The 22,145-nt window shown below is 71.0% G+C and carries 15 protein-coding genes and 4 pseudogenes; 13 read left to right on the top strand and 6 right to left on the bottom strand.

Annotation, left to right across the window (positions count from 1 at the left end):
- The first annotated feature begins 155 nt into the window (after positions 1 to 155).
- The 11 genes from ACQYWQ_RS00095 to ACQYWQ_RS00045 all read left to right on the top strand — a co-directional run bounded on the left by ACQYWQ_RS00095 (position 156) and on the right by ACQYWQ_RS00045 (position 14,489).
- Complete coding sequence (locus tag ACQYWQ_RS00095; RefSeq protein ID WP_431031767.1) at positions 156 to 3,077, top strand: type 2 lanthipeptide synthetase LanM family protein; 2,922 nt, start codon at positions 156 to 158, stop codon at positions 3,075 to 3,077.
- Complete coding sequence (locus tag ACQYWQ_RS00090) at positions 3,077 to 5,233, top strand: peptidase domain-containing ABC transporter (protein WP_431031766.1); 2,157 nt, start codon at positions 3,077 to 3,079, stop codon at positions 5,231 to 5,233. The genes ACQYWQ_RS00095 and ACQYWQ_RS00090 overlap by 1 nt, the downstream gene beginning before the upstream one ends.
- Positions 5,230 to 8,049, top strand: a complete 2,820-nt coding sequence (lanM, locus tag ACQYWQ_RS00085) for a type 2 lanthipeptide synthetase LanM (protein WP_431031765.1) — start codon at positions 5,230 to 5,232, stop codon at positions 8,047 to 8,049. The genes ACQYWQ_RS00090 and lanM overlap by 4 nt, the downstream gene beginning before the upstream one ends.
- 2 nt (positions 8,050 to 8,051) lie before the next feature.
- On the top strand, positions 8,052 to 8,999 hold the full coding sequence (locus ACQYWQ_RS00080) for an LLM class flavin-dependent oxidoreductase (protein ID WP_431031764.1): 948 nt from the start codon (positions 8,052 to 8,054) through the stop codon (positions 8,997 to 8,999).
- A gap of 85 nt (positions 9,000 to 9,084) precedes the next feature.
- Positions 9,085 to 10,002 (top strand): ATP-binding cassette domain-containing protein, encoded by a 918-nt coding sequence (locus tag ACQYWQ_RS00075; RefSeq protein ID WP_431031763.1) that lies wholly within the window; start codon positions 9,085 to 9,087, stop codon positions 10,000 to 10,002.
- A complete protein-coding gene (locus ACQYWQ_RS00070; RefSeq protein WP_431031762.1) occupies positions 9,999 to 10,727 on the top strand; it encodes an ABC transporter permease in 729 nt (242 codons plus the stop codon). The genes ACQYWQ_RS00075 and ACQYWQ_RS00070 overlap by 4 nt, the downstream gene beginning before the upstream one ends.
- Positions 10,728 to 10,759: 32 nt before the next feature.
- Positions 10,760 to 12,016, top strand: coding sequence for a helix-turn-helix domain-containing protein (locus tag ACQYWQ_RS00065; RefSeq protein WP_431031761.1), 1,257 nt, complete (start codon positions 10,760 to 10,762; stop codon positions 12,014 to 12,016).
- 443 nt (positions 12,017 to 12,459) lie between these two features.
- Entirely contained in the window at positions 12,460 to 12,741 is a 282-nt protein-coding gene (locus ACQYWQ_RS00060) for a hypothetical protein (protein WP_431031760.1), read from the top strand.
- Between the two features lie 433 nt (positions 12,742 to 13,174).
- A complete protein-coding gene (locus tag ACQYWQ_RS00055) occupies positions 13,175 to 13,423 on the top strand; it encodes a hypothetical protein (RefSeq protein ID WP_431031759.1) in 249 nt (82 codons plus the stop codon).
- A complete protein-coding gene (locus tag ACQYWQ_RS00050; protein WP_431031758.1) occupies positions 13,420 to 13,746 on the top strand; it encodes a hypothetical protein in 327 nt (108 codons plus the stop codon). The genes ACQYWQ_RS00055 and ACQYWQ_RS00050 overlap by 4 nt, the downstream gene beginning before the upstream one ends.
- A 323-nt stretch (positions 13,747 to 14,069) precedes the next feature.
- Positions 14,070 to 14,489 carry a hypothetical protein gene (locus ACQYWQ_RS00045; protein ID WP_431031757.1) on the top strand — a complete coding sequence of 140 codons (420 nt, stop codon included), beginning with the start codon at positions 14,070 to 14,072 and terminating at the stop codon, positions 14,487 to 14,489.
- A 675-nt stretch (positions 14,490 to 15,164) separates the two neighbouring features.
- On the opposite strand, the pseudogene ACQYWQ_RS00040 reads toward ACQYWQ_RS00045, so the two are convergent.
- A pseudogene (locus ACQYWQ_RS00040) lies at positions 15,165 to 15,508 on the bottom strand (NADP oxidoreductase); the annotation flags it as partial.
- On the opposite strand from ACQYWQ_RS00040, the pseudogene ACQYWQ_RS00035 reads away from it, so the two are divergent.
- A pseudogene (locus ACQYWQ_RS00035) lies at positions 15,398 to 16,688 on the top strand (transcriptional regulator); the annotation flags it as partial. The pseudogenes ACQYWQ_RS00040 and ACQYWQ_RS00035 overlap by 111 nt on opposite strands.
- Positions 16,681 to 17,135 (top strand): annotated as a pseudogene (locus ACQYWQ_RS00030) (transcriptional regulator); the annotation flags it as partial. The pseudogenes ACQYWQ_RS00035 and ACQYWQ_RS00030, both read left to right, overlap by 8 nt.
- A 121-nt stretch (positions 17,136 to 17,256) precedes the next feature.
- On the opposite strand, the gene ACQYWQ_RS00025 reads toward ACQYWQ_RS00030, so the two are convergent.
- The 5 genes and pseudogenes from ACQYWQ_RS00025 to ACQYWQ_RS00005 form a co-directional block, all read right to left on the bottom strand.
- Positions 17,257 to 18,678 carry a hypothetical protein gene (locus ACQYWQ_RS00025; RefSeq protein ID WP_431039016.1) on the bottom strand — a complete coding sequence of 474 codons (1,422 nt, stop codon included), beginning with the start codon at positions 18,676 to 18,678 and terminating at the stop codon, positions 17,257 to 17,259.
- A gap of 384 nt (positions 18,679 to 19,062) precedes the next feature.
- Positions 19,063 to 19,122: pseudogene (locus tag ACQYWQ_RS00020) on the bottom strand (DUF6233 domain-containing protein); the annotation flags it as partial.
- 380 nt (positions 19,123 to 19,502) lie between these two features.
- On the bottom strand, positions 19,503 to 19,751 hold the full coding sequence (locus ACQYWQ_RS00015; RefSeq protein WP_431031756.1) for a nucleic acid-binding protein: 249 nt from the start codon (positions 19,749 to 19,751) through the stop codon (positions 19,503 to 19,505).
- 165 nt (positions 19,752 to 19,916) lie between these two features.
- Positions 19,917 to 20,936: a hypothetical protein gene (locus ACQYWQ_RS00010; protein WP_431031755.1), complete on the bottom strand. Its 1,020-nt coding sequence runs from the start codon at positions 20,934 to 20,936 to the stop codon at positions 19,917 to 19,919.
- A gap of 163 nt (positions 20,937 to 21,099) precedes the next feature.
- A complete protein-coding gene (locus ACQYWQ_RS00005; protein ID WP_431031754.1) occupies positions 21,100 to 22,014 on the bottom strand; it encodes a Helicase associated domain protein in 915 nt (304 codons plus the stop codon).
- Positions 22,015 to 22,145 lie beyond the last annotated feature (131 nt).

Below are 22,145 nucleotides of genomic sequence, written 5' to 3'. Positions count from 1 at the left end.
ATGGGGTGGGAATCGGTGCATGATTCCCACCCCATGCCGTGGGCGCAGTCTACCGTATCCGCGCGTATCTTCCAGAGCGAAAAGAACCCGTGGCCTCCTCACAGAACCTGTACCCAGAATTCGACGATGCGGAAATACGGGAAACGATCGATCCGTTGTCCGCACACGACAGCGATGTTCTCGCGACGCTCCTGGCACCGGCCCCGGCCGTACCGGTGCTTTCGTCTCCCGTCGTCAACCGCTGGGCGGACGAGGAGGAGGGGTACCCCTTCCAGCGCGTCGTGCGCCGGCTGGCCGCGCAGGCGGCACCGCCCGAGCTGATCGCCCGGCATACGTCGCTGTTCGCCGACCCCGACACCATCACGCTGCAACTCCTGACCCGCGCCGAGAGCCGACTGCGTCACACCTGCACCCGTTCATTGGTCGCCGCCCTCAACACGGCGTCCAAACGAGGGGAGTTGAGCGGCGAAACCGGCAACGCCCGGTACCTCGACTTCGTCACGCACCGCACCGACGAACAGCGCTTCGCGGATTTCCCCGTGCTGCGCTCCGCCATCGGCCACCTCGTGCGCAACACCGCGGCCGGCTTCGACGAGCTGTGCGAACGCCTCGCCGCCGACCGCCCGTCGATCGCCGCCGCCTTCGGGATCGACGCGGACGACCCGCTCACCTCGATCGGCCAGGCCGACGGCGACGCCCACGCGCACGGCCGCAGCGTCTCCGTGCTCGCCTTCGCCTCCGGCGCGCGACTCGTCCACAAGCCGCGCGACATCTCCTGCGAGGCGGCGTACGAGCAGATCACCGCATACGTCAACGCACACGCTGGTACCGGTCTGCCCGCTGCCCGCACCCTGGCCCGTACCGGCTACGGGTACGTGGAGTTCGTCGAGGCCGAGGACGTCACCGACATCTCGCCGCGCTTCATGCGCCAGTGCGGGCAGCTCGCGGCGGTCCTCTACCTGCTCGACGCCCGCGACATGCACTTCGAGAACATCCTCGCCACCCGGCGCGGCCCGGTCCCGGTCGACCTGGAAACGCTCCTGCACCCGGCCCGCGTCCACGTCGGACCGCGCCCCGAGGCGGAGGGCAACGCCTACGACGTCATCGCCCGCTCGCTGTACGGGATCGGCATCCTGCCGCTCGTCATGGCAGGCAAGGCCGAAGGCTCCGGCCACGTCGACCTCGGCTTCCTCGGCGGCGCCAACCAGGGCACCTCGCCCTTCCGCGGACTCGCCTTCGAGAACCCGTTCACCGACACCATGAAGGTAGTACTCCGCGCCGAACAGGCCGAGCAGCGCAACACCGTGGTACGCAGCGGCGGCGAGACCGAGATGCAGAACCTCGCCGACGAGATGGCCGAGGGCTTCGCCGACACCGCCCGCGCCCTGGTCAGCGACCGGGACGCCTGGACCGAGCTGCTGACCCGGCTGGCAGCGGGGATGCGGGTCCGCTACGTCCACAACCCCACCGCGCTGTACGCCCAGACGCTGCGGATGACCGCCTCGGCCGCCGCGATGGCCGCCCCGGACACCGCGCTCGGCCTGCTCAAACGCATCGCCATCGCCTCCAAGACCTCCGACCGCGGCATCATCGCCGCCGAACTGCGGCAGATGGCTGAGCGGGACGTGCCGTACTTCGCTGCCGAGGCCGCCGGAACCGTGCTGTACGACGCCGACGGCAAGGACACCGGCGCCCGGCTGCCCGAGTCCCCGCTGAACCGGGCACTGCACAAGGCCCGCGCCCTGGACGAGACGGTGATCACCCGGCAACTGACCCTGCTGTACTCAGCGTTCTGCTCCCGGTTCCCGGACAATCACCTCACCGGCGCGGACACCTGGCAGAGCGTGCCCTCCGGCACCGCCGGACCCGCCGTCCCCGGCGCCGGGGGCATCCGGGACCTGGCCAGGCACCTCGCCGACGGCCTGGTGGCGAGCGCCCTGCCGGACAAGTTCGCGCACCTCCCGCGCACCTGGATCGGCCCGCTCGCCTCCGCGCAGGCGGAACGCGTCTGGCCGTGCGGCGTCCTCGGCTACGACCTGTACACCGGCCGTACCGGCCCGGCACTCGCCCTGGCCGCCGCCGCGAAGGTGCTCGGCGACAACACGTACGCCGATGCCGCCCGGCAGGTCTTCGCGCCCAGCGCGGACATCCTCGCGGGCCGCCGCTACGAACAGCGCAGCGTGCAGCAGACCGGCCCCGGCGCCTACACCGGACTGACCGGGCTCCTGTTCGCCCTGGACACCGCGGGCCTGCTGCTGGACGAACCCGACTGGCGGCAGGCGGCACGGGACGCGGTCCCGCTCGCCCTCGGCCAGATCGGTACGGACACCGTCGGCGCCGACGTGATCAGCGGCCTGGCCGGCACCGCCACCCAGCTCGCCGCCATCGGCGGACCCCACGCCCTGGCCGCGCTGCCCCAGCTCACGGAACTGCTCTGCGACCGGGCCGAGGCGGCCGACGGCACCTGGGCCGGACAGTCGGGCTTCGCGCACGGCGTCGCCGGAGTGCTGCACGCCCTGAGCGTGCTGCGCCCGCACCTGACCGACCCGGAACAACAGCGCCGTACCGACACGTGCGCCGCGGCGGTCACGGACCGGCTCGGCACCTTCCACGACACCGTCGAGGACAACTGGTTCTCCAACCTGAACGAACCCGGACGCTTCTCCACCGGCTGGTGCCACGGCGCTGCCGGGATCACCCTGGCCCTGCTCGCCCGGACCGGGCACACCGGCGACGAGCGGGCCCGCGCCTGGCTGGACCTGGCGGTCGCCAACACCCTGAAGGACGGCTTCGGGCGCAATCTCACCTGGTGCCACGGAGACCTCGGCAACCACGACGTACTCACCGAAGCCGCCACCCGGCTCGGCGACGACCACCTCGCCGAACAGGTGGCCGAACTGGAGGAGACCCGGCTTCGGCCGGAGGTGTTCATGAGCAAGCTCACCGACCACCGTAGCCGCTACGCCCACACAACCAGCCTCATGGTCGGCACCTCGGGCGTGCTGCTGCACCTGCTGAACCGCCTCGCCCCCGAGGTACGCGTCTCGCCCCTGTCCCTGACCCGCGGGGAGCGGTGATGGGGCGGCGCGTACCTACGGTCACCCAGGTGACCCAGACGGAGTGCGGACTGTGCTGCTGCATCGCCGTCATGCGCTTCTGGGGCCGGACCGAGGACTTCTTCACAGTGCGGCAGAGCCTTGAGGCGGGCCGCGACGGGCTCGGCGCCAAACAACTCTCCGACTTCCTGCGTTCACGCGGGATGCGGACGAAGGCGTTCCGGGTGCGGGACGTGGCCGGGCTGACCCAGTTCACCACGCCGGTCATCCTCTACTGGGAGGACTACCACTTCGTCGTCCTGGAGAAGTTCGACGGCCGCACCGCCACCGTGATGGACCCGGCCGTCGGCCGGCGCCGACTGACCCGGGACGAACTGGCCGCCGGGTTCAGCGACATCGTCATCTCCGCCGAACCCGGCGAGGGATTCACCCGCCAGAAGCAGCCCGCCACCAAGGACTGGCGATCGGTACCGCTCTTCGCGGACCGCTCCGCCTCCCGGATCGCCCTCGTCACCCTGCTCTCGCTCAGCGGCTACCTCGCCGTCCTCGGCATCCCGGCGCTGACGAAATGGGCCGTGGACCGGCAGTCCGACTGGACCGACCCCGGCGACCTCGGCCTCGTGCTCGGCGCGATCGGCGCGGCGGCCCTCGGATACCTCGTGCTGTGGCTGCTGAGGGTCACCGTGCTGGCCTCGCTGATCGGGGTCATGGGCGCCCACCTCATGTCACACACCTTCCGACGGCTGCTGAGCCTGCCGTACAAGTTCTTCACCACCCGTCAGCCCGGCGAACTGCTCTTCCGGCTGAACACCGTGAACGCGGTACGCGACCTGCTGTCGTCACGGATCGCCCAGGGCGTCCTGGACATCGGCACCCTGGCCTGCATCGGCGTCTACCTCTACATCACGGAGTGGCGGATCGGACTGATCGCCACCGGACTGTTCGCCTGCAACGCGCTCTACCTGTGGCTGACCCGCACCCGCGTCAAGGAGGTCACCGACGCCGAGATCAGCCAACTCGGCCGCAGCCAGTCCACCCAGCTCGACGCCATCGTGTCGATCCCCACCATCAAGATGGGCGGCTACGCGAACCAGTTCGCCGACGAGTGGGCCAAGGTCTACACAGCGTCGCTGGACGCGATGAAGCGCCGGATGCGGCTCCAGCAGGGCTGGATCGCCGGGGTCGCGACCACCACGCAGATGTTCGGCCCGATGGTGCTGCTGCTGTCCAGCCTGTACTTCGTGGCGCACGGCATGGTGTCGCTCGGCTCGGCCATCGCGGTGCAGTCGGTGTCGGTCACCTTCTTCTCCATGACGACCTCGGTGTTCCAGATGTTCACCGAGTTCACCGAGGCCTCCAGGTACATGGCCCGGCTCAGCGACATCACCGCGCACGACAGTGAGGCCCCCGGCGGCGACCTCCGGGAACTCGCCGACGCCTCCATCACGCTACGGGACGTCGGCTTCCGCTACACCCGGCACGCGGCCCCAGTGATCGACGGGGTGTCCCTCGACGTCCCGGCCGGGTCACGGGTGGCGCTCGTCGGCACCTCCGGCTCCGGGAAGTCCACGCTCGGCCGACTGCTGTGCGGGCTGCACGAACCGACCTCAGGCGCCATCGAGTTCGGCGGACGGCCGATGACCGACTACGACAAGGACTTCCTGCGCCGCCAGATCGGCTACATCCCGCAAGAGGTGCACCTGCACAATCGCACCATCCTGGAGAACCTCACCCTCGGCCAGGACATCGACGCCGAGCAGGTACGGGAATTCTGCGCGCAGGTCGGCATCCTCGACTTCGTCGACGCCCTGCCGATGGGCCTGAAAACCCTGGTGTCCGAGCTGGGCGCGAACTTCTCCGGCGGGCAACGGCAGCGCCTCGCGATCGTACGGACCCTGCTCCAGCGCCCGAAGATCGTGGTGATGGACGAGGCCACCGCCTCGCTGGACACCATCAACGAGCGCCGCGTCACCAAGATCATGAAAGAAATCGGCGCCACCCAGGTCATCATCGCCCACCGGCTGGCCACCATCCGAAACGCCGACCGCATCTACGTGCTCGGCGACGGACGCATCATCGAACACGGCACCCACCAGCAGCTCTTGGACAACCAGGCGACCTACGCGGTCCTCTACGCGGAAACCGGCGCCTCGACCCTCATAGGCGAGACAGCATGACTGAGAACGCACCCTCCGTCCCCGCGACCACCGCTCCCGCGCTCTCCGCTCCCGCCACCCCGGAACCCGCGCCCTCCGTGTCCGTGGCCGCCTTCCTGCCCTTCTATCTCGACCTGGCACCCCGCGACGGCCTCGCAGCCGCGCTCACCCCACTGCTGGACGAGGTGGTGGCCCCCGAGGCCCGCGACGACACCCTGCACGCCCTGTGGGACGTACTGGTCTGCACCGTCGAGGGGCACAGCTACCGCACACTGATCGGCGAATTCCACGCCCACAGGGAGGCCCTCGGCCTGCCCGTGGACGCGGACAGCCGCACCGCACTGGACTCCTTCACCGCGCTGCTGGCAGACCCGGAGCGGCGGGCCGCTCTGCTCGGCCGCTATCCCGTGCTCGCCGAACGCCTCAAGACCGTCACCGGCAACATCCACGCCGCCTGCCGGGAGATGCTCCAGGCATGGCGGGACGACGCACAGGTCCTCGCCGACTCCTTCGGTCTGGACCCGGCGGGCGAGACCCTCACCCGGATCGCCCCGTCCCCCTCCGACCCGCACAACGGCAACCGCCGCGTCTTCTTCGTTTCCAGCTCGGGCGGTCATCATCTCGTCTACAAGCCGCGCCCGCTCACCGGGGACGACCTGCTGCGCGACCTGTACCGAGCGGCAGGCGACGGGCTGACGTACTCACTGGACCACTGCGTCCCCGAGTCGGTGACGGTCAGCCACCACGGCTGGCAGCGTTTCACCGAGGCGTCACCCATGACGAACCGGGCCGAACCCGCCCGCTACTTCTACCGGTTCGGCGCGCTGACCTGCCTGCTCAGCGCGATCGGCGCGACCGACCTGCACGACGAGAACCTCCTCGCGCACGGCGAGCACCCCTGCGTCATCGACTCCGAGACCGTACTGCGCGGTGACGGGGGAGTACCGGACGACAAGCTGCAACACCGGCTGATCAACCACATGAAGTCCTCGGTGACCTCCACCATGCTGCTGCCCGTGGAGAACCCGGACTCCGCCATCGACGTGCTGATGTCCGGCGCCGGCCTCGTCGGCGAGCAGGAGTCGCGGATGCGCACCCCGTCCGTCACGGACAAGGACAGTGACGCGATCCGGGTGGTCTGGGACACCGTCACCTACCACCACACCACCAACGTGCCCCGGCTCGGGGACGACGCGCTCCTGATCACCGACCACTTCCCGCACGTCATGGCCGGGTACCGGGACGCCCTGGCGTTCCTGGCCGGGCCGGAGACGGAAGAGGTCCTGCGCGGGCGACCGGACACGCACGTCCGGTCGGTGCTGCGCTCCACCGAGGTCTACAGCCGCTACCTGGACGCCTCCACCCACCCCCGCTACCTGGGCTCGCGCACCGAGGCCGACCGACTGCTCGGGCTGCTCAACAGCAAGCCCCGGCCACTGCCCGAGGACCAGCTCACCTACCTGCGGGACGCCGAGTCCCAGGCCCTGGACGCCGGCGACATCCCCTACTTCTCGGTACGCGCCGACGCCACCACGCTGCGCGCCCACGACCGGGACCTGCCCGACTTCTTCACCGTCTCGCCGGTCGACAACGCGCTGCGCGGAGTCCGCTCCGCCCGCGAACGGCACGAGCGCTACCACCAGTTCCTCGTCGAGGAGTGCATCGGCGGGATCGCCTCCGCACCCGGCGGCCTGTCCGCGCACAGCGTGTTCGGAGGCGACGCCCTGACCCGGTCCGCCCCCGGCACCTGGGGCTTCGCCATCGCCGACGTGGTACGGGACCTCGCGGTCACCGCCCGGGCAGCCGACGGACTCCAGGCGGGCTGGCTGGGCAGCATCGGCCCGGACCGCAATGCCGCCACCATCACCCCGGGCAACTACATCGCCTTCCACGACATGGGAGGCATCACCCGGCTCATGCGCCGCACCGCCGCGCTCAACGGCCGGCACACGGAGTTCGCCCGCGCCGCCGACGCCGGGCTCGCCACACTCACCACCGAGTACCGCAACGTTCTGGACACCATGCCCGAGTCGGTCTTCTCCGGACTGGCGTCGCTCCTGCTCTCCCGCCCGGACGCCGTGGACGACGCCTGGACCGCCGAACTGGTCGCCCTGATGGAGCGACGGGGCGAGGACCGCGAACCAGACGTCGCCAACGGCCCCGCCGGAGTCCTGATGGCCCTGCTCGCCCGGCTGGAGAGCGGCCGCACCGCGGGCACCGGCGCCGTCGACGACGTACTGCGGCTGGCATTCGCGGACGCCCGGCGGGCACCCGGCGGCGCCGAGATGGAACTCGCCCACGGCGACCTCGGCCTGTACTGGGCCAAAGCCCGCGCCGGCCGCGTCCTCGGCCACCAGGCGATGGCCGAGGAGGCATTCGGCTGGCTCGCCGCCCGGCTGGACGGACACCGCCCCGCCGTGCCCGGCTGGTGCAAGGGCGCCGCCGGGGTGCTACTGGCCGCCGCCGAAATCTGCCACTCCGCCGACCGGTACGACTGGCTCGCGGGGCAACGGCTGGACACGCTGGTGACAGCGGCGACCGCGCTGGACGACGGCCCGGTCGAGGTCTCCGTGTGCCACGGCAGCAGCGGCACCGTGCAGGCGCTGCTCTCCGTCGCCGCCCTCACCGGCGACACCACCCTCGCCGACCGGGCCCGAGCCCACCAGACGGCGGTGCTGGACCGGGCCCGCCGACACGGCTTCTACACCGGCGTCGCGGGCCGTACCTCGCTGATCGGCTACATGCTCGGCTGGTCCGGCGTCGCAGACACCGACCTGATGCTCGCTTCCGCGACCCCGGTCCCGGCACCGGTCGCCCTCACCGGCGAGGAGGTGTGACAGTGCGGTACTCCCTGGTCCTGCCCATCGTCGCGGTCCGCCCCGAACAAGCCGTGCCGTTCGCCAATCTCGTCCGCTGGACGCGGGCGGAACGACTCTGGCAAGGACAGAGCCAGGTCGTCGACAACCACCACCTGGCCGCCTGGCTGGCCGGAATCGGCATCCGCGTCCCCACCGGCTTCGGCGTCGACCTCACCCCCCTGCGCACCCCGTACCACGCGGCGAGCGAGGCCCGCTCCACCGCGCTGGTCACCGGCTGCCCCGTCCTCGCCGCGTACGGCCCCGGCTGGCCGGACTACCAGCGGGCAGTGCTCGGCGAGCCCTACCGCAGCCCGCTCGCGGCGACCCGCGACTACGTGAGCGCCGTCCGCGCCCTGCTCCGCGGCGAACTGGCCGAGAACGAGAGCGGCGCCCACCCGATGCGGGCCGGGCTGCTCGCCGTGCCCGCTCCTGAGATACGGGTCGGCGTCGGCGTGCTCCGCCCGCGGATGGCCGAACTCGCCGGTCGGATCGCCGACGCCGCCGTCACCTGGCTGTCCCCGCCGGACCACCTCCGCGACGTCCTGGTCCCGCACGTCGCCAAGGCCAGCACAGCGGCCGGACGCGACCAGGTGCCCACCACCGCGATCGTGCCGATGGCGCTCGCCGAGGACGGCCGCGAACGCGACGAGACCGCCCTGGCCGCCTTCGGCGCCCACCTGCGCGCCCCCCACTACCAGGCCGCGCTCCGCGAGGCCGGGCTCGACGTCACCGGCGAACCCGCCGACGCGGCGAAGCTCACGGAGGCGGGCGGCTTCCTGTGGGGCACCCCCTCGGACATCCGCGACGGGCTGCGCCGGTACGAGGAGGCAGGCGTCGACGAGGTGGTACTGAACGTGACGGGCGTCGCCGCCACCAAGGGCGCCCGCGCCGCCGCCTCCGACCTGGAACGCGTGCTCGACGCCCTGTGACCCCCGCCTCCACCGCATCCCCCCACCCGCACGGCGGGCGGCCCTCGCGACGCCGCCCGGCACGACCGGAAGCCACCGGACACCCATGATCGAAGTAGAGAACCTCAGCAAGCGCTACGGCGACACCCTCGCGGTCGACGACCTGTCGTTCACCGTCACGCCCGGCAAGGTGACCGGATTCCTCGGACCCAACGGCGCCGGCAAGTCCACCACCATGCGCATGATCCTCGGCCTGGACCGCCCCACCACCGGACGCGCCCTGATCACGGGACGCCCGTACGAGGAACTGGACCGGCCGCTCACCGTGGTCGGCGCGCTGCTGGACGCCAAGGGCGTGCACGGCGCCCGGAGCGCCTACCACCACCTGCTCGCGCTCGCCGTGAGCAACGGCCTGCCGGAGAGCCGGGTCGGCGAGGTGCTGGAGATGGTCGGGCTGACCGCCGTGGCCCACAAACGCGCCAAGGGCTTCTCCCTCGGCATGGGCCAGCGCCTCGGCGTCGCGGCCGCACTGCTCGGCCGCCCCGGCGTCGTCGTCCTGGACGAGCCCGTCAACGGCCTCGACCCCGAAGGAGTGCTGTGGGCCCGCGAGTTGATGAAACAACTGGCGTCCGAGGGGCGCACGGTACTCGTGTCGTCCCACCTGATGAACGAGATGGCGGTCACCGCCGACCACCTCGTCATCATTGCCCGCGGCCGCCTACTGGTGGACTCACCGATGAATGAGTTCATCGTCCAGCACTCCCGCGCGTCCGTCACCGCCCGTGTCTCCGACCCGGAGGCGCTGAAGAACGCGCTGGACACCGAGGGCATCCGCAGCGAACGGTTGCCCGACGGCCGGATCGAGGCCCTGGACGTCACCCCCGAGCGGGTCGGTGAACTCGCCAGCGACCGCCGGATCGCCGTCTACGAGATGGCCCGGCGCACCGCGTCCCTGGAGGAGGCGTTCATGGAACTGACCGCTGGGCAGACCGAGTACCGTGCCGTTCTGGAGGTGGGCCGGTGAAGCACGCCCTCCACGCCGAGTGGATCAAGCTGTACAGCCTGCGCACGCACCTCGCGTGCCTGCCGGTCTACGTCCTGGTCTGCCTCGGCATCAGCCTCCTGATGGGCTGGACCAGTCGGCACAGCAACGACATCGATCCGGTCGCCCTCGGCTTCTCGGGGATGCAGAGCGGCATGGTGCTGCTCGTTGTCGTCGGCGTACTGGCCGTCACCAGCGAGTACGCCTCCGGGTCCGTGCGCGGCTCACTGCTCGCGGTGCCCCGCCGTGGACGTTTCCAAGCAGCGAAGCTCGGCGCACTCGCCCTGGTGGCGGCCGTGGTGTCGGCAGTCACCGCACCACTGTCGTACCTGCTGGTGCAGGGACTGCTCGGGGACCGGGGGACCGGTGTGGACGGCGAAACCGTGGCCAGGATGGGCGGCGCGGTCCTCTACACCGTGCTGCTGGTGCTGTTCTCGATGGGGCTGGCCCTGGTGCTGCGCTCCACCGCGCTGACCCTCGGCGTGCTGGTCCCGCTGTTCTTCATGATCTCCACGATGCTGGCCAACATCCCGGCCACTCGCGCCGTCGCCCAGTTCCTGCCCGACATGGCCGGCTCCCTGGTACTGCGCCACGACCTCCCCACGCACAGCACCCTCGGCCCGATAAGCGGCCTGGCGGTGCTGGCGGCCTGGGCGGCGGCAGCCACAGCGGCGGGCCGCTTCGCGCTGGCCCACCGCGACGCCTAGCGGAACGGCGGACGCGCGCCTTCTGCGAAGACGTGCTGCACGCCACCACCGACACCGTCGCCCGCCACGCCGCGGCGCTGCTGCACCAGGCCTACGGGACCACGCCCCCCACCGGCGACCTCCTCACCACCGTCGCGTGCCTGCAGCGCGCGCTGACCGTCGTGGAGGGCGCCACCGTCGCACGGGCCCGCGCTCTGCACGAAACCCACGCCACCGTCGCCGCCCACCTCTCCGTCTCGGCGGACCACGTCCGCAAGAAGTACGACAAGAAGCACCTCGACCGCGTCCTCGCCCCCTACACGGACCCGTGGAACCCGACCCCCGTCTTCGCCGCGACGGACTCCGAAGGCCCGCCGGGCCAGGAGCCATCCCTGCCCCGCGCCCAGGAGTGCTCCGAACGCCGGGCCGCCGACCGCCTGCGCGCCGCGCTCTCCCACACGATGCGCCGCTCCGCGGCCTCGCAGCGCGCCGTCGCCGAGGCGATCAGAAGGCACCCCTCCTACGTCTCCCGGCTCCTGTCAGGGGAAAAGCCCCTGCACTGGCCTCATCTGCGGGACTTCGCCCGCGTCCTCGGCATCGCCGAGTGCCTCCTCCTGCCCCTCTACAACGTCGCCGCCGGCATCGAACCGCCCCCGGAGACCGATCCCGTCGCCTGCCTGCGCGACTACCTCGCCGGCCTCCTCCTCTCCTGCGGCCACACCCCCCACCCCCTCGGTGACGCCCTCGCCCCCACCGCCGTCCGCGAGGCCCTGCACGGCCCGGGCGTCCCCGACTGGGCCGTGCACAGCAACTCGCCGCCGCCCTGTTCAGCCTGCCCAGCGACATGCGCCCCCTCTGGCAGGCCGCCCACCACCACGCCGTCGCCCAGGCACGCACCTCGACGCCCTCGCGGTTGCACGCCGAGCACTTCGGCTGAGACGGCGATGACCTCCCGCACCCTGGCCGCGACCGCCGCCGCCTTCCACGCCTTCTACGACCACAACCACTTCGCCCACCGCGACTACGCCGGCGCCCTCCTCCCCACCGATGAAGCCCACATCCTCGTCACCCACGTCTTCACCCTCCTTGCCACCGACTGGCCCCGCGTCATCGGCCGCCCCAACCCCGCCGCCTTCGCCTGGGACCTCTTCACCCACCACATCGCCCTGCGCACCGGCACCCCACGCACCCCCGCACAGGACCCCGCACTCCTCTACGACACCCTCCACCACAGCATCAACACCATCGCCACCCTCACCGGAACCGAACCCACCCTCGTCGGCACCCTCATCACCGCCACCCGCCGCTAAAAACCGGCGTCGCCCAGCACCGAGGCCACCCGATCAGAGACAAGAGCACGCCACCGGCAGCGCCGGAGTACCGCGCTCACCATGTTCTTGAGCCGCCGCGTCGGCGAAGCCGCGCGCTGGCGGTGCGGGCTCGGGGCGGCCGCCGCCGTCTGCGGAGAGGCACCGGCCTCGGGCCCGGCCCCGGTCCCGGCCCCGGCCCCGGTCCCGGCCCCGGCTGGCGAGCGCAGCCGAGAACCGCACAGGAGCACGTGAGTCCTCAAGGAGCCGAGGAGGAGACAAAGGGGAGGGACAGGGGGAGCCGGGCACGCCCGGGCCCCGCCTCCCCGTGACGGGGCAGAGCCTGCAGGGCAGGTGATCGTACGGTCACACCTGGTCAGCTGCTGGTGCTTTCATGGACCGGTGCGCGTCCTCGGAGCGTGCGCTGTCGAGGAGGGGGATTCGGCGTGGTCAAGGTGAGGGAGTACTGGCGCGGCGGCACGAAGGTACGGGCGCATACCCGCCTGCCTCCCGGCGCGCGCAAGCAGCTGACCATCGCTCTCGTCGCCGTGGCGGCCGTCTTCGTCTTCAGCCACACCGGCCCCGCCACCGAGGCATCAGAGCCGCGCCGGCCATCGACGAACCGCTCCACACCGCCACCTGCGCCCGCAAGGGGGAAGGAGGAGCCGAGGCCGGGGCCGAGCTGGACCGTCACCTACCCCATCCCCTGGGACCGCGACGGCTCCTGAACTGAGGGACTCCCACTGGCCACCGGTGGCACATCACGTGCTGAGCACGACAACCCTCCCTGTCCAGACGGCTATTGGTGACTTTCAGCCCCGCTGTCGGCCTCAAGGGTCTATGGCGAGCGAACGTTCTTCGTAAGTCGAACACGCATCCGGCAATCGGATGCCGAACGGGGAAAATCCAATGCTTTCATCACCTATGCGACGCGCGGCCATCGCTACCGGAGCCAGCATCGCCAGCACCATCCAGCTTCTCATCGCTGGCACAGTCCCCGCACATGCGGCGGGTGAGAACTGGGCCGTCTACTCCACCCACTTCTCGCCCAAGGGACACGACATCCCGCTGCGGTACGGGCGGCACGACAACACGGCCGGGCACACGACGGGCTTCGGGAAATACCATATTGAGGACCGCGGACACCTGCTCGGTGTCTCCTTGAGCACGTTCAAGAAGGACATCGACGAGACTCTCGACAGTCCGACCATCAAGCGCAGCAAAAAGAACACCAGGTGGACGTGCGACTCCAACAAGATCAACGGGGTGAACCCGACGTGGGGCAACATGAAGGTGTCGTACACCCACAGCACCTCGGGCACCCCCGACGGCCGCGCCCGTGGGATCATCACGGCCTGCTACCTCAACGACTGCGGTTGCTTCGCCGCTGAGGAGAAGACCTCAAAGTGACCTTGCGAGACCAGTACGCCGACCACCTCAGCGCCTTCGGCGCCGCGGCAACTGAAGGAATCCAAGGTGTTCTGGACGAGAGCAACTACGGGCAGCTGAGCTCCCTCGACTTCGACGAGAACGAGCAGGGCGTCTTCGTCTCTTTCACGATCGACCTGAGCGGCGAGGTCGCGGAGCGCTGGGGGTCCGACGTCTACACCCGCCGCTACCTGATCATCAGGACGCAGGACGGACCTGTTGACCCGGTGGATTTCGGCGCCTCTCTCCTGCACACGAGTGTGATGGAAGACCTGGACACCGCTGGCAGACGCTCCGCGCGGTAGCCACCCCCGCCCAAGGCGCAGTCGCCTCCGGCCCGGGCCGGTGTCTCACAGGCGAGGCAGCGGCCCGGGCACTGAGGCCGCGCTTGCCCACGAGGTCTCCCAGCGAATCCTGATCGCCATCTCCAACGGCACCAACGCCGTCGCGGCGAAACAGTCATCCGCCGACGCGGTCATCGCCTCTGGTGCGCTCGCCCGCTTCCTCGAGGGCGGCGTGCGGGTGCGGGCTCGGAGCGGGCGGCGACTTTCTGGTTTTGGGGCGGCGGCGGCTGGGAGGGGGGGCATTATCGGAGCACCGTATCTGCAGCGCGGGTGGCGAGCAGCGGGTGGAGGAAGTCGTGGTGGAGCGGGAGACGTGGACGGACCCGGAGTTCGGCTCCGAGCACGAGGGATGGGTCGGTGTTCTGCTTGAGGACGGCACGGTCCCACCACCTGTTTTCTTCGGCTCGGAGAGCAGCGCTCATCACAGCGAGGTGGCTCAGTGGAGCGTGTACATCGGCAGGTACCCCTACGGGCCGCGCGCCGCTGCGCTGCGGGGAGCCTGCGCGTGCGGCTGGACCGGGCCCGCGCACGTGCTGGACTGGGATCGGATCGGCGACCGGGAACTGCAACTCGCCGGAGCCGACGCAGCGGACAACTGCGTAGTGGATTGGGACGCTCACACCGAAGAGGTGCGCCTCGCGACCATCGCGCTGCCCACGGTGGTCTCCGATCTCCTCGGGCGCCTCACGAGATCGAGAAGCTGACCAGGTCGTCACCACTCGCTGCGGCACGCGCCGCGCACCTCATGCAGGTCGCTGCGAAGCAGGCCGGCCGGTGGCCCGCGCAGTAGCCCCTGAACGACGCCGACCGACACGATGCGGCCGATGCGCTGGGCGTCAGCGAGAACGGCGCGCTCGTTGCTGGCGCATCTCGGTGACGTCAGCCTGTACGGCTGACCGCCCAGGAGAACTGGCCCGCTCCTGTTCCGCGGGCTAACAGCCTCAAGCCGCCGCGCCGGCGAAGCCGCGTGGCGGCGGTGCGGGCTCGCGCGGGGTGGCGGCGGTGCGGGCTCGCGCGGGGTGGCGGCGGTGCGGGCTCGCGCGGGGTGGCGGCGGTGCGGGCTCGCGCGGGGTGGCGGCGGTGCGGGCTCGCGCGGGGTGGCGGCGGTGCGGGCTCGCGCGGGGTGGCGGCGGTGCGGGCTCGCGCGGGGTGGCGGCGGTGCGGGCTCGCGCGGGGTGGCGGCGGTGCGGGCTCGCGCGGGGTGGCGGCGGTGCGGGCTCGCGCGGGGTGGCGGCGGTGCGGGCTCGCGCGGGGTGGCGGCGGTGCGGGCTCGCGCGGGGTGGCGGCGGTGCGGGCTCGCGCGGGGTGGCGGTATGGGCGCGGCCTTGGGTCCCGCCACTGTCTTCTCGTGGCGGGACCGGCAGGTGCTGGCTGGGTGGTCAGGCGCGGAATTGCGCTGGGCGCTCCGGGGTGGCGGCGGCCAGTGCGGCGACGACCTCGTCGGCGCCTGCGGGGCGCGGCTTGTCCAGGAGGTCCTGGGCGTAGGTGGCGTTGAAGACCTTCACCACCGGTTGCCCGAGCTGACGCTCGGTCCATCGGCTCTCGGTGAGGCGCCCTCGTCCTCGATCTGCGCGATCCGGCCGTCGCGCTGCGGGTAGTCGTTGCCGGTGTCGATGAGGACGAAGCCCTCCGTCGCGCCGTCGCGGAGCCGTGCGTGCTGTGTGGGGAGCCCGCCCGCCACCGGGTCGTGGGTTACGTGCAGCACCTCGACCCCGCCGAGTGCCACCCCCTCCCCGCCGACCCCGACCCCGACCCCGACCCGACCCGACCCGACCCCGCCCCTGTCCCCGCTTCTGCGGAGCGCGAGCCGTCGCCTGCTGGCCGCCCGGCTCCCGCACGCGGCCGCGCCCCGGGGCCTCCTCTCGCCCGGCCCGGCAGGCTCCCGGCGGCGGCAAGCCCGCCGTACGGGTAGAGAGCGCGGGCCGCCGCGCGAAGACCGTGGACGAGCGGGGGTTCGTCGCGGTGAAGGTCGCCGCCGCGCTCGCGAAGTACGAGGGTGATATCGAGTCGGCGACGGCCGCGCTGGTCAGGCAGGCGATCCCGGACGCGATGGAGCTGCTGGACCGCACCCGGACCGGCGGGCGGTACGACGTCGTCGCGCACCCGGCCCTCCCGGAGATCCTGCACAAGCAGTCCGCGCACGGCCCCGACAGATCTGGGAGGCCCGCCCGAAGTGGACGCGCCCCCACCTCTCGCAGGGGCGGTGGGAAGTGACGGCGCTCGACATCAACGGCGCCTATCTCTCCGCCCTCAAAACCCACCTCCCCCTCGGCCAGCTCGAACACTCCACCGGCTTCGCGCACGACCGCTGCCGCGCGGGCGTGCACCTGATCACCCCGCCCGCATGGGACCACGACACGCACCTGCCCAACCCGCTCGGCGCGCGCGATGAGCCCGGCCCCCTGTGGGTGACCAAGCCGACCCTGCGCCTGCTTCTGCGCCTCGCGGGCCCGAAGTACGGGCTGTGCGAGGCCCCGGAGATCCACGAGTCCTACACCAGCGGCAGTACCGAGAACCTCCTGGAGAAGTTCCGCACCGAGCTGAAAGACGCCCGTGACCGCGCGATCGCCCAGGACGACGAGGTGACGCTGGAGTACGTCAAGGCGATGTACTCGAAGTTCGTCTCCACAATGGGCGCTAGCAACTTCAACCGTGAGCTCTACCGTCCCGACTGGATGCACCTCATCCGCTCCCAGGCGTTCGCGAACCTGTGGATGAAGGCGTTCAAGGCGCACGAGAACGGGCTGATGGTGCTCCGCGCGATGGGCACCGACGAACTGCACGTCATCGGGGACTGGCGGAGCGTCTTCCCCCAGGGCCGCGCCGTCACCGAGGTCAAGACCAAGCACACCTACACTCTCGCGACCACCACCGAGGACGATGCGGGGGAGCCTGATGCCTGAGCGGAACATCGAGTTCGGCCAGTTCGGCGCCCAGGGCGTCAAGGGCCACCAGCTCGTCGCCCGCCGCCTGGACAGCCTCGCCGGGTTCATCACCTCCCCGCTCACCACCCGCCGCCCCTCCGCCCGTACGCTCTGCGAGATCGACACCGCCTACCAGCGGGTACGCCGCCACAACGTCGCCCGCCGCCTCCAGGCCCGCCTGGAGCGCGGCGGCCGCGGCACCCGCGTCGAGTTCCACCCCGTCAACCAGTCCGCGGTCGACCGCCCCCCCGCCAGCGCGTCGTGGAGTACCGCACCCTCAACGTCCGCAAATGGGAACGCATCGTCGCCGCCTGGCAGTCCGGGAACGACACGGGCCTCGATGACGCGTGGGTCAACGAAGTCGTCGTCGACCTCGGCTCGCAGTGGGGCCAGTACGGGTACGTCACCAACATCGGCTTCGCCGCCTGGCAAGGGAGAGCCCGGCCGCCCGGACCCGTAGCGGCTGAGCCGAAGCACGACAGTTGTCACCAGGGCAGGTGTCTGTCACCAGGGCCACCGCGGCGAGGAACCGAGCGCAGTTCTGGTCTCAGCTGTTCACCCCGGCTTCCCACTTGAGCCGGTGCAGCATGTAGTCGCTGAAGAGGTGGCGGCACTGGCCGAGCAGTTTCCCTACCTCCTCGTCTCCGCGCCGCTCGTCCGGGGACGGATGCCAGCGCTGCACTGATTGCGCGGCCCAGGTGCGCAGCTTCACATCAGGGTCCTCAAACAGACCGACCGCCGCCCGTAGCGCCACGATGCCGCCGCGCGCGTCGAGCAGCCGGAACGCGCCGACACGGACGTGCCGCAGCCGCTGGGAGCTGGTGCGCTCCAGCAACCAGTCGGCGGGTAGCTCCTTGGCCGAGGGCAGCAGGGCAGTGGTGGTCTCGCGGACGACCCCCGGCGCAGGGTCGTCGAGGAGCGGCCGTATCTGCGGCGCCCCTACGCAGTCCAGCGTCCGCAACCCTGCTACCGCTCGCGCCCGCACCCCGGCCGACGGGTGCGCGAGCAACGGCCGCAGCAGCCCCGCGTCCGCGCGGTTTCCGCACTCGGCCAGCCCGATGACCACACCGGGCGGCAACTCGGGGCCGATAGGTGCCGTGCACCGCTCCCGGTACCAGGCGGCCGGGTCACCACCCCGTTGTCGTACGACATAGCGGGCACAAGCGCGCACGATCGCGGAACGGTCGCTGAGAAACGACTCCGCTCGCTCCGACCACCCCGCCCGTCTCAGCGCGGTGACGCCGGTCGAACGGACACGCGGGTTGCGTGCGGACAGCAGTAGCGGCAGCACACCCTCGTAACCCTCCTCATCCCTCAGAGCCGTAAGCGCCGCTGTGGCACACAAGTCCTGGACCACGGTGTCCTGGTCCCCGGCGGCCGCGCGGGCCAGCTCAGCGGGACGCAGCAGTCGGCCCTCGACGGCCAGCCGGTATGCGAACCGCCGGACGGTGCGGTCGGGGTCGGCGAAGAGAACAGAGAGTTGCCCGTGAGATGCCTGGCGCAGAACCTGGCCGAGCACATCGACGCCGAAGGCGCCTCTGTTCCGGCGGCCGACGCGGAGGATGAGCGGCGCAAGGTACAGGGCAGAGCCCACGTTCAGGGCTTCGCGCAGCAGCCGCCGCGCGTGCTCGCGCACCGGACCGACCCAGTCGGCGCAACGGATCACGACCAACGGCAACAGAACGGGGTACCGAACCGACTGACGCACCGCCTTCTGCCGGATCCGCCCGTCGCGGTGACAGAGGGCGAGGGCGAGCAGGGACTCGTCGGCCTGAGTCAGGTCGGCCTGCAGTGAGGCGGAGTGCTCCCACCCCGGCAGGAACCGAGAGAGATGCCAGGCCACCTTACGAACCCCTGCGTCCAGCGCGAGCCAGTCATCGGGATCGGCGACATCCAGTGTGCGCCGAAGCGGCGCACCTCCCGCGAGCCGTATTGCCGCCGCTGCCCCATCCTCGACATCCTCAAGCATTCCCACCCCTCCAGCAGCCGTACCAGGTGATCGTAAAAGGCCGGGTCCGCGTAGGGCGCGGGAAATATGGCTCGCGATCGCCGAAGGCCGCTCGGCACCCTGCCCACCAGAAGCGGACGCGGTGACATCGCCTCTGCTTCGTCTACCGCCGATGACAGGTAGCGCGCCGCAACAGTGACAACCACCATGCTTTGCCCCACTGAAGTCACAGGCCAGCGGATGCCGATGGTGACAGCTACCGTGCTTCGGCACAGCGGCCGGGCGGCCCGCCCATACCTCACAGCCCGTCTTCGTCCTCGTGCGGGTCGAAGTTGCGGAGGATCGGTCAAGCTCGGCGGCGGCGCCGCACAAGGCGCAGGCCCGGGTAGCGGGGTGCTCGGCAGAGGTGAGCGCCTGATCCACCCCCAGCACCGGGAGACCGGGCGGCGCCTCCTCGCAGTCCACGGCGTGCAGCACCGCACGCGAGGGCCCACGCCGCCCGCCGCCGCTCTTCGCCAGCACCCACCCGGCGTGCCTGCGCGGACCGAGCGCCACATCCACGAGCGAGGGCGCCGGGAGCGCCGTGGTCGGCCCGCCCGCGTAATCGACGCCCTCCACGGGCCGCACGTGCTCGGGGGCCCGCACCCACACCCCGTACGGCGCCGCCCCGACCTCCAGGCCCTCCCCGTCGAGGTTGCGGTACAGCGCGAGCGCGACCCGGTAGCGCCACCCGTCCGCGAGTTGCCGCCGCGCGAGGAGCCGCCCCCGCACCTCCTGGTCGTCCCGAAGGGCCACCCACACCGGCGGCGCCCCGCTCCCGCTCGCGTCCTCGTGGTCCGGCACGCTCAGCCCCGCGCCCCGGCCGCCTCGGCGGCCGGGGCCTCGTGGTCGTGCTTGAGCGCGTCGCGGACCCGCGTCCGCTCCTCCGCCGGCAGGCTCGCCCCCACCTCGTGCGTCACGATCACCGCAGCGAGCACCCGTTCACGCGCGCGGAGCGCGGCGACCTCCTCGCGCTCCTCCACGCTCCACCCGGGGGAGGCCGGGTGCGTACGGGCACCCGCCCAGTAGCCCTCCGGCCGCTCCCATGCGAGCATCGGTTCCACCGAGGGCGGCAGCGCCGCGAGGCGAGCGGAAAGGGCGGCCCGCCCGGTAGTGAGGTCGCGCTGAGCTGTGAGGAGAGCTGGGGAAAGAATCGGTCACACATGCGAGGGTGCGACCGCCCGGTTCAGACGGCACCAAGCCAGCGGGCCGGACTTCGGCTATCGCTCCAAGCGCGGGAAGGGAGTGATGATCGTCGATGTCTCCGGCTCCACACTCGTGCCGAACGCGACGTTGGACGCGGCGGCCTCGTTGAAGACGAGAAGTTCCGGCTGGGCGAACGTCCTGGTTGCGTCAAGGACGTCCGGCACGGGGAACTCCCGACGCTCGATATAGACGCGGGCGACCTCACGGTGCGCCGGGTTCGGGAGGTCCACTGGCCTCGGCGAGGTGAAGTTGTTTTCGAGGAGAACCTGCACGATCCGCCAGCCCTCATAAAAGACCTGCATGAAGCTGCCGTCGTGCGGCATCGGGCAGACGATCAGGTTCTTCTGCTCGTCTTTCTTGATCGTGTCCGATACCCCGGGCTTGCTCGGAACAATGGCAACCCGCAGCCCCTTGGCCGCTTCGAGGTGCGATGGGTTGATCTTGACCGTGGTGCCCACCCAATGGTCCGGCTCCGTCGATCCGAGGAAGAGGTCGGCCTTCCACAGCCCCCGGATGCTCTGCGGCAGCCGCTTCCGGGTGTTCGGTCGACGGAACGCGGCGGCCAGCTGGTTGAGGTATCCCTTCAGCTTGACAGGCTGTCCGCGTTCCCCGGATAGCACCCGCGAGTCGGACGTGATCAGGTCGATCTCGGTGGAGATCAACTGCTGAGAGCCACTCTTCTCGATGGCGAAGAGGATCGACGACGGGTCGCCTCGGTTGATCCTGCACCGCCCCAGGGCATCCGCCACGCGTTCCACAACAACTGGAACCCCGGCTGCTACTGCGTCATGCACCGCGTATTCGAACGCGATCCCGGTGTCGCCGTCTCCCTTGCTCCTGATCTTGCCAAGGACCTTGAGCTGTATGTTCTCCCGCGGCCCGATGGCGCTGAGCATGTCCTGACTGATCGAGTGGTAGACCCCGGCGATGATCGGCCGGGTGACAGCGATCAAGGCGCTGACCTCGTCAGCCACCGGGTTGTTCTGCTTCTCAGCACGGATCCGCACTGCACCACCAGCTTCCTCGCCGGGCACATCCGGACCGAAGACGGAACCGTTCCGGCATGCCTCGCCTATCGAACGATCCACCCTAGTGCGCGAGTCTGACATCTCGGCCCGAGTGAACACTGCTTCGCCGAGACCTCGCGCTCCGGGATCCGCATCCAATGCCAACCAGCAAGTTGACGATCAAGTCCCTCTAACGGGTGGGAGTGAACGTCATCCCCTTGCCGTTTGCCATCTCCCTAAGTCGTTCAAGTAAGGCCCGCGCGTCGCCGAGGGCGCGGTGGTTTCCTGCGAGGCAGAGCCAGCGAGGGGAGCCGAGCCACTCGGCGTACGCCTCCGTGAGGCAGTACCAGCCGGCCGTCGTACCCGTCCACCGGTCACGTGGCCCAGGGATGCCGAGTGCGACGAGCTGCGCGCGTTCGTCGTCGCTCAGTCCGTCGAAGCGGTTCTTGGTGTTCGAGATCCATACGCCGAGGCGTACGTCGACGTCCTCGCCGTCCACGCTGACGGTCTCGACATGCTTGCGGGGTACGGGCCGCTCCGTGCCTTCCAGTTCGACCCATTGCGCGAGCGGCGCCGCGAGACCGCGCCGGAAGGCCGCTCGCGCCGTCGCTGTCCGCTTCCCGCTCCCCGCCGTCCCCGTGCCCTGCACGCCCCGCCCCGGGGCCGTCTCGGCGGGCCGGAGTCCGAGCGCTTCGAGTCGTGTCCGCTGCTCGGGGCTGAGCTTCGCCCACACCCGCGGCTCTTGCTGCCGCGCGACCCATGAGCCGAGGTCGTCGCCGTCGATGCGGACCCCGGGCGCGATCTGGGGCGCGCGTCCGTCGGGTTCGTCGGCGGCCAGGAGCACGAGCTGTCGATAGCAGCGCTGCCAGTCCAGCGGCCAGGGGCAAGCCCCGTCCGCGTCGACGGCCCTCAGCTGCGCCGCGCGCGCGGCGGCCCGCTCCTCGTCCTTCCCGAGCCCGCCCGCGCGGCGCAGGTTCGCCATCAGGTCCCCGACGCGTACGACGTCCTCGCCCTCGCCTTCGCCCCAGGTCTCGCGCCGTCGCGAGGGCGAGGTGCCCGTACGCCGTCCGATAGGAGCGAAGCCCGCGCGAGGGTGCGTTCCCACTCCTCCTCGCGCGGCTCCCACACCATGCCCTCCGCATCGAGCAGTTCGACGCGGTGCGCGCTGAGAGTGCCCTCACGGCGCGTGCGGCGCTGCGCGGCGATCCACCGCCCGACCGGGCACCGCCGTGACGC

Origin of the sequence: Streptomyces sp. P6-2-1, assembly GCF_050613165.1 — a bacterium.
Lineage (GTDB): Bacteria > Actinomycetota > Actinomycetes > Streptomycetales > Streptomycetaceae > Streptomyces.
The sequence above is the reverse complement of the archived record's forward strand: the minus strand, read 5'-3'. Positions and strand labels throughout refer to the sequence as shown.

Coding starts and splice junctions, on each gene's coding strand:
- lanM (WP_431031765.1), top strand. CDS start 5,230: ATGACTGAGAACGCACCCTCCGTCCCCGCGACCACCGCTCCCGCGCTC.
- ACQYWQ_RS00025 (WP_431039016.1), bottom strand. CDS start 18,678: ATGCTTGAGGATGTCGAGGATGGGGCAGCGGCGGCAATACGGCTCGCG.
- ACQYWQ_RS00090 (WP_431031766.1), top strand. CDS start 3,077: ATGGGGCGGCGCGTACCTACGGTCACCCAGGTGACCCAGACGGAGTGC.
- ACQYWQ_RS00075 (WP_431031763.1), top strand. CDS start 9,085: ATGATCGAAGTAGAGAACCTCAGCAAGCGCTACGGCGACACCCTCGCG.
- ACQYWQ_RS00015 (WP_431031756.1), bottom strand. CDS start 19,751: ATGCTCGCATGGGAGCGGCCGGAGGGCTACTGGGCGGGTGCCCGTACG.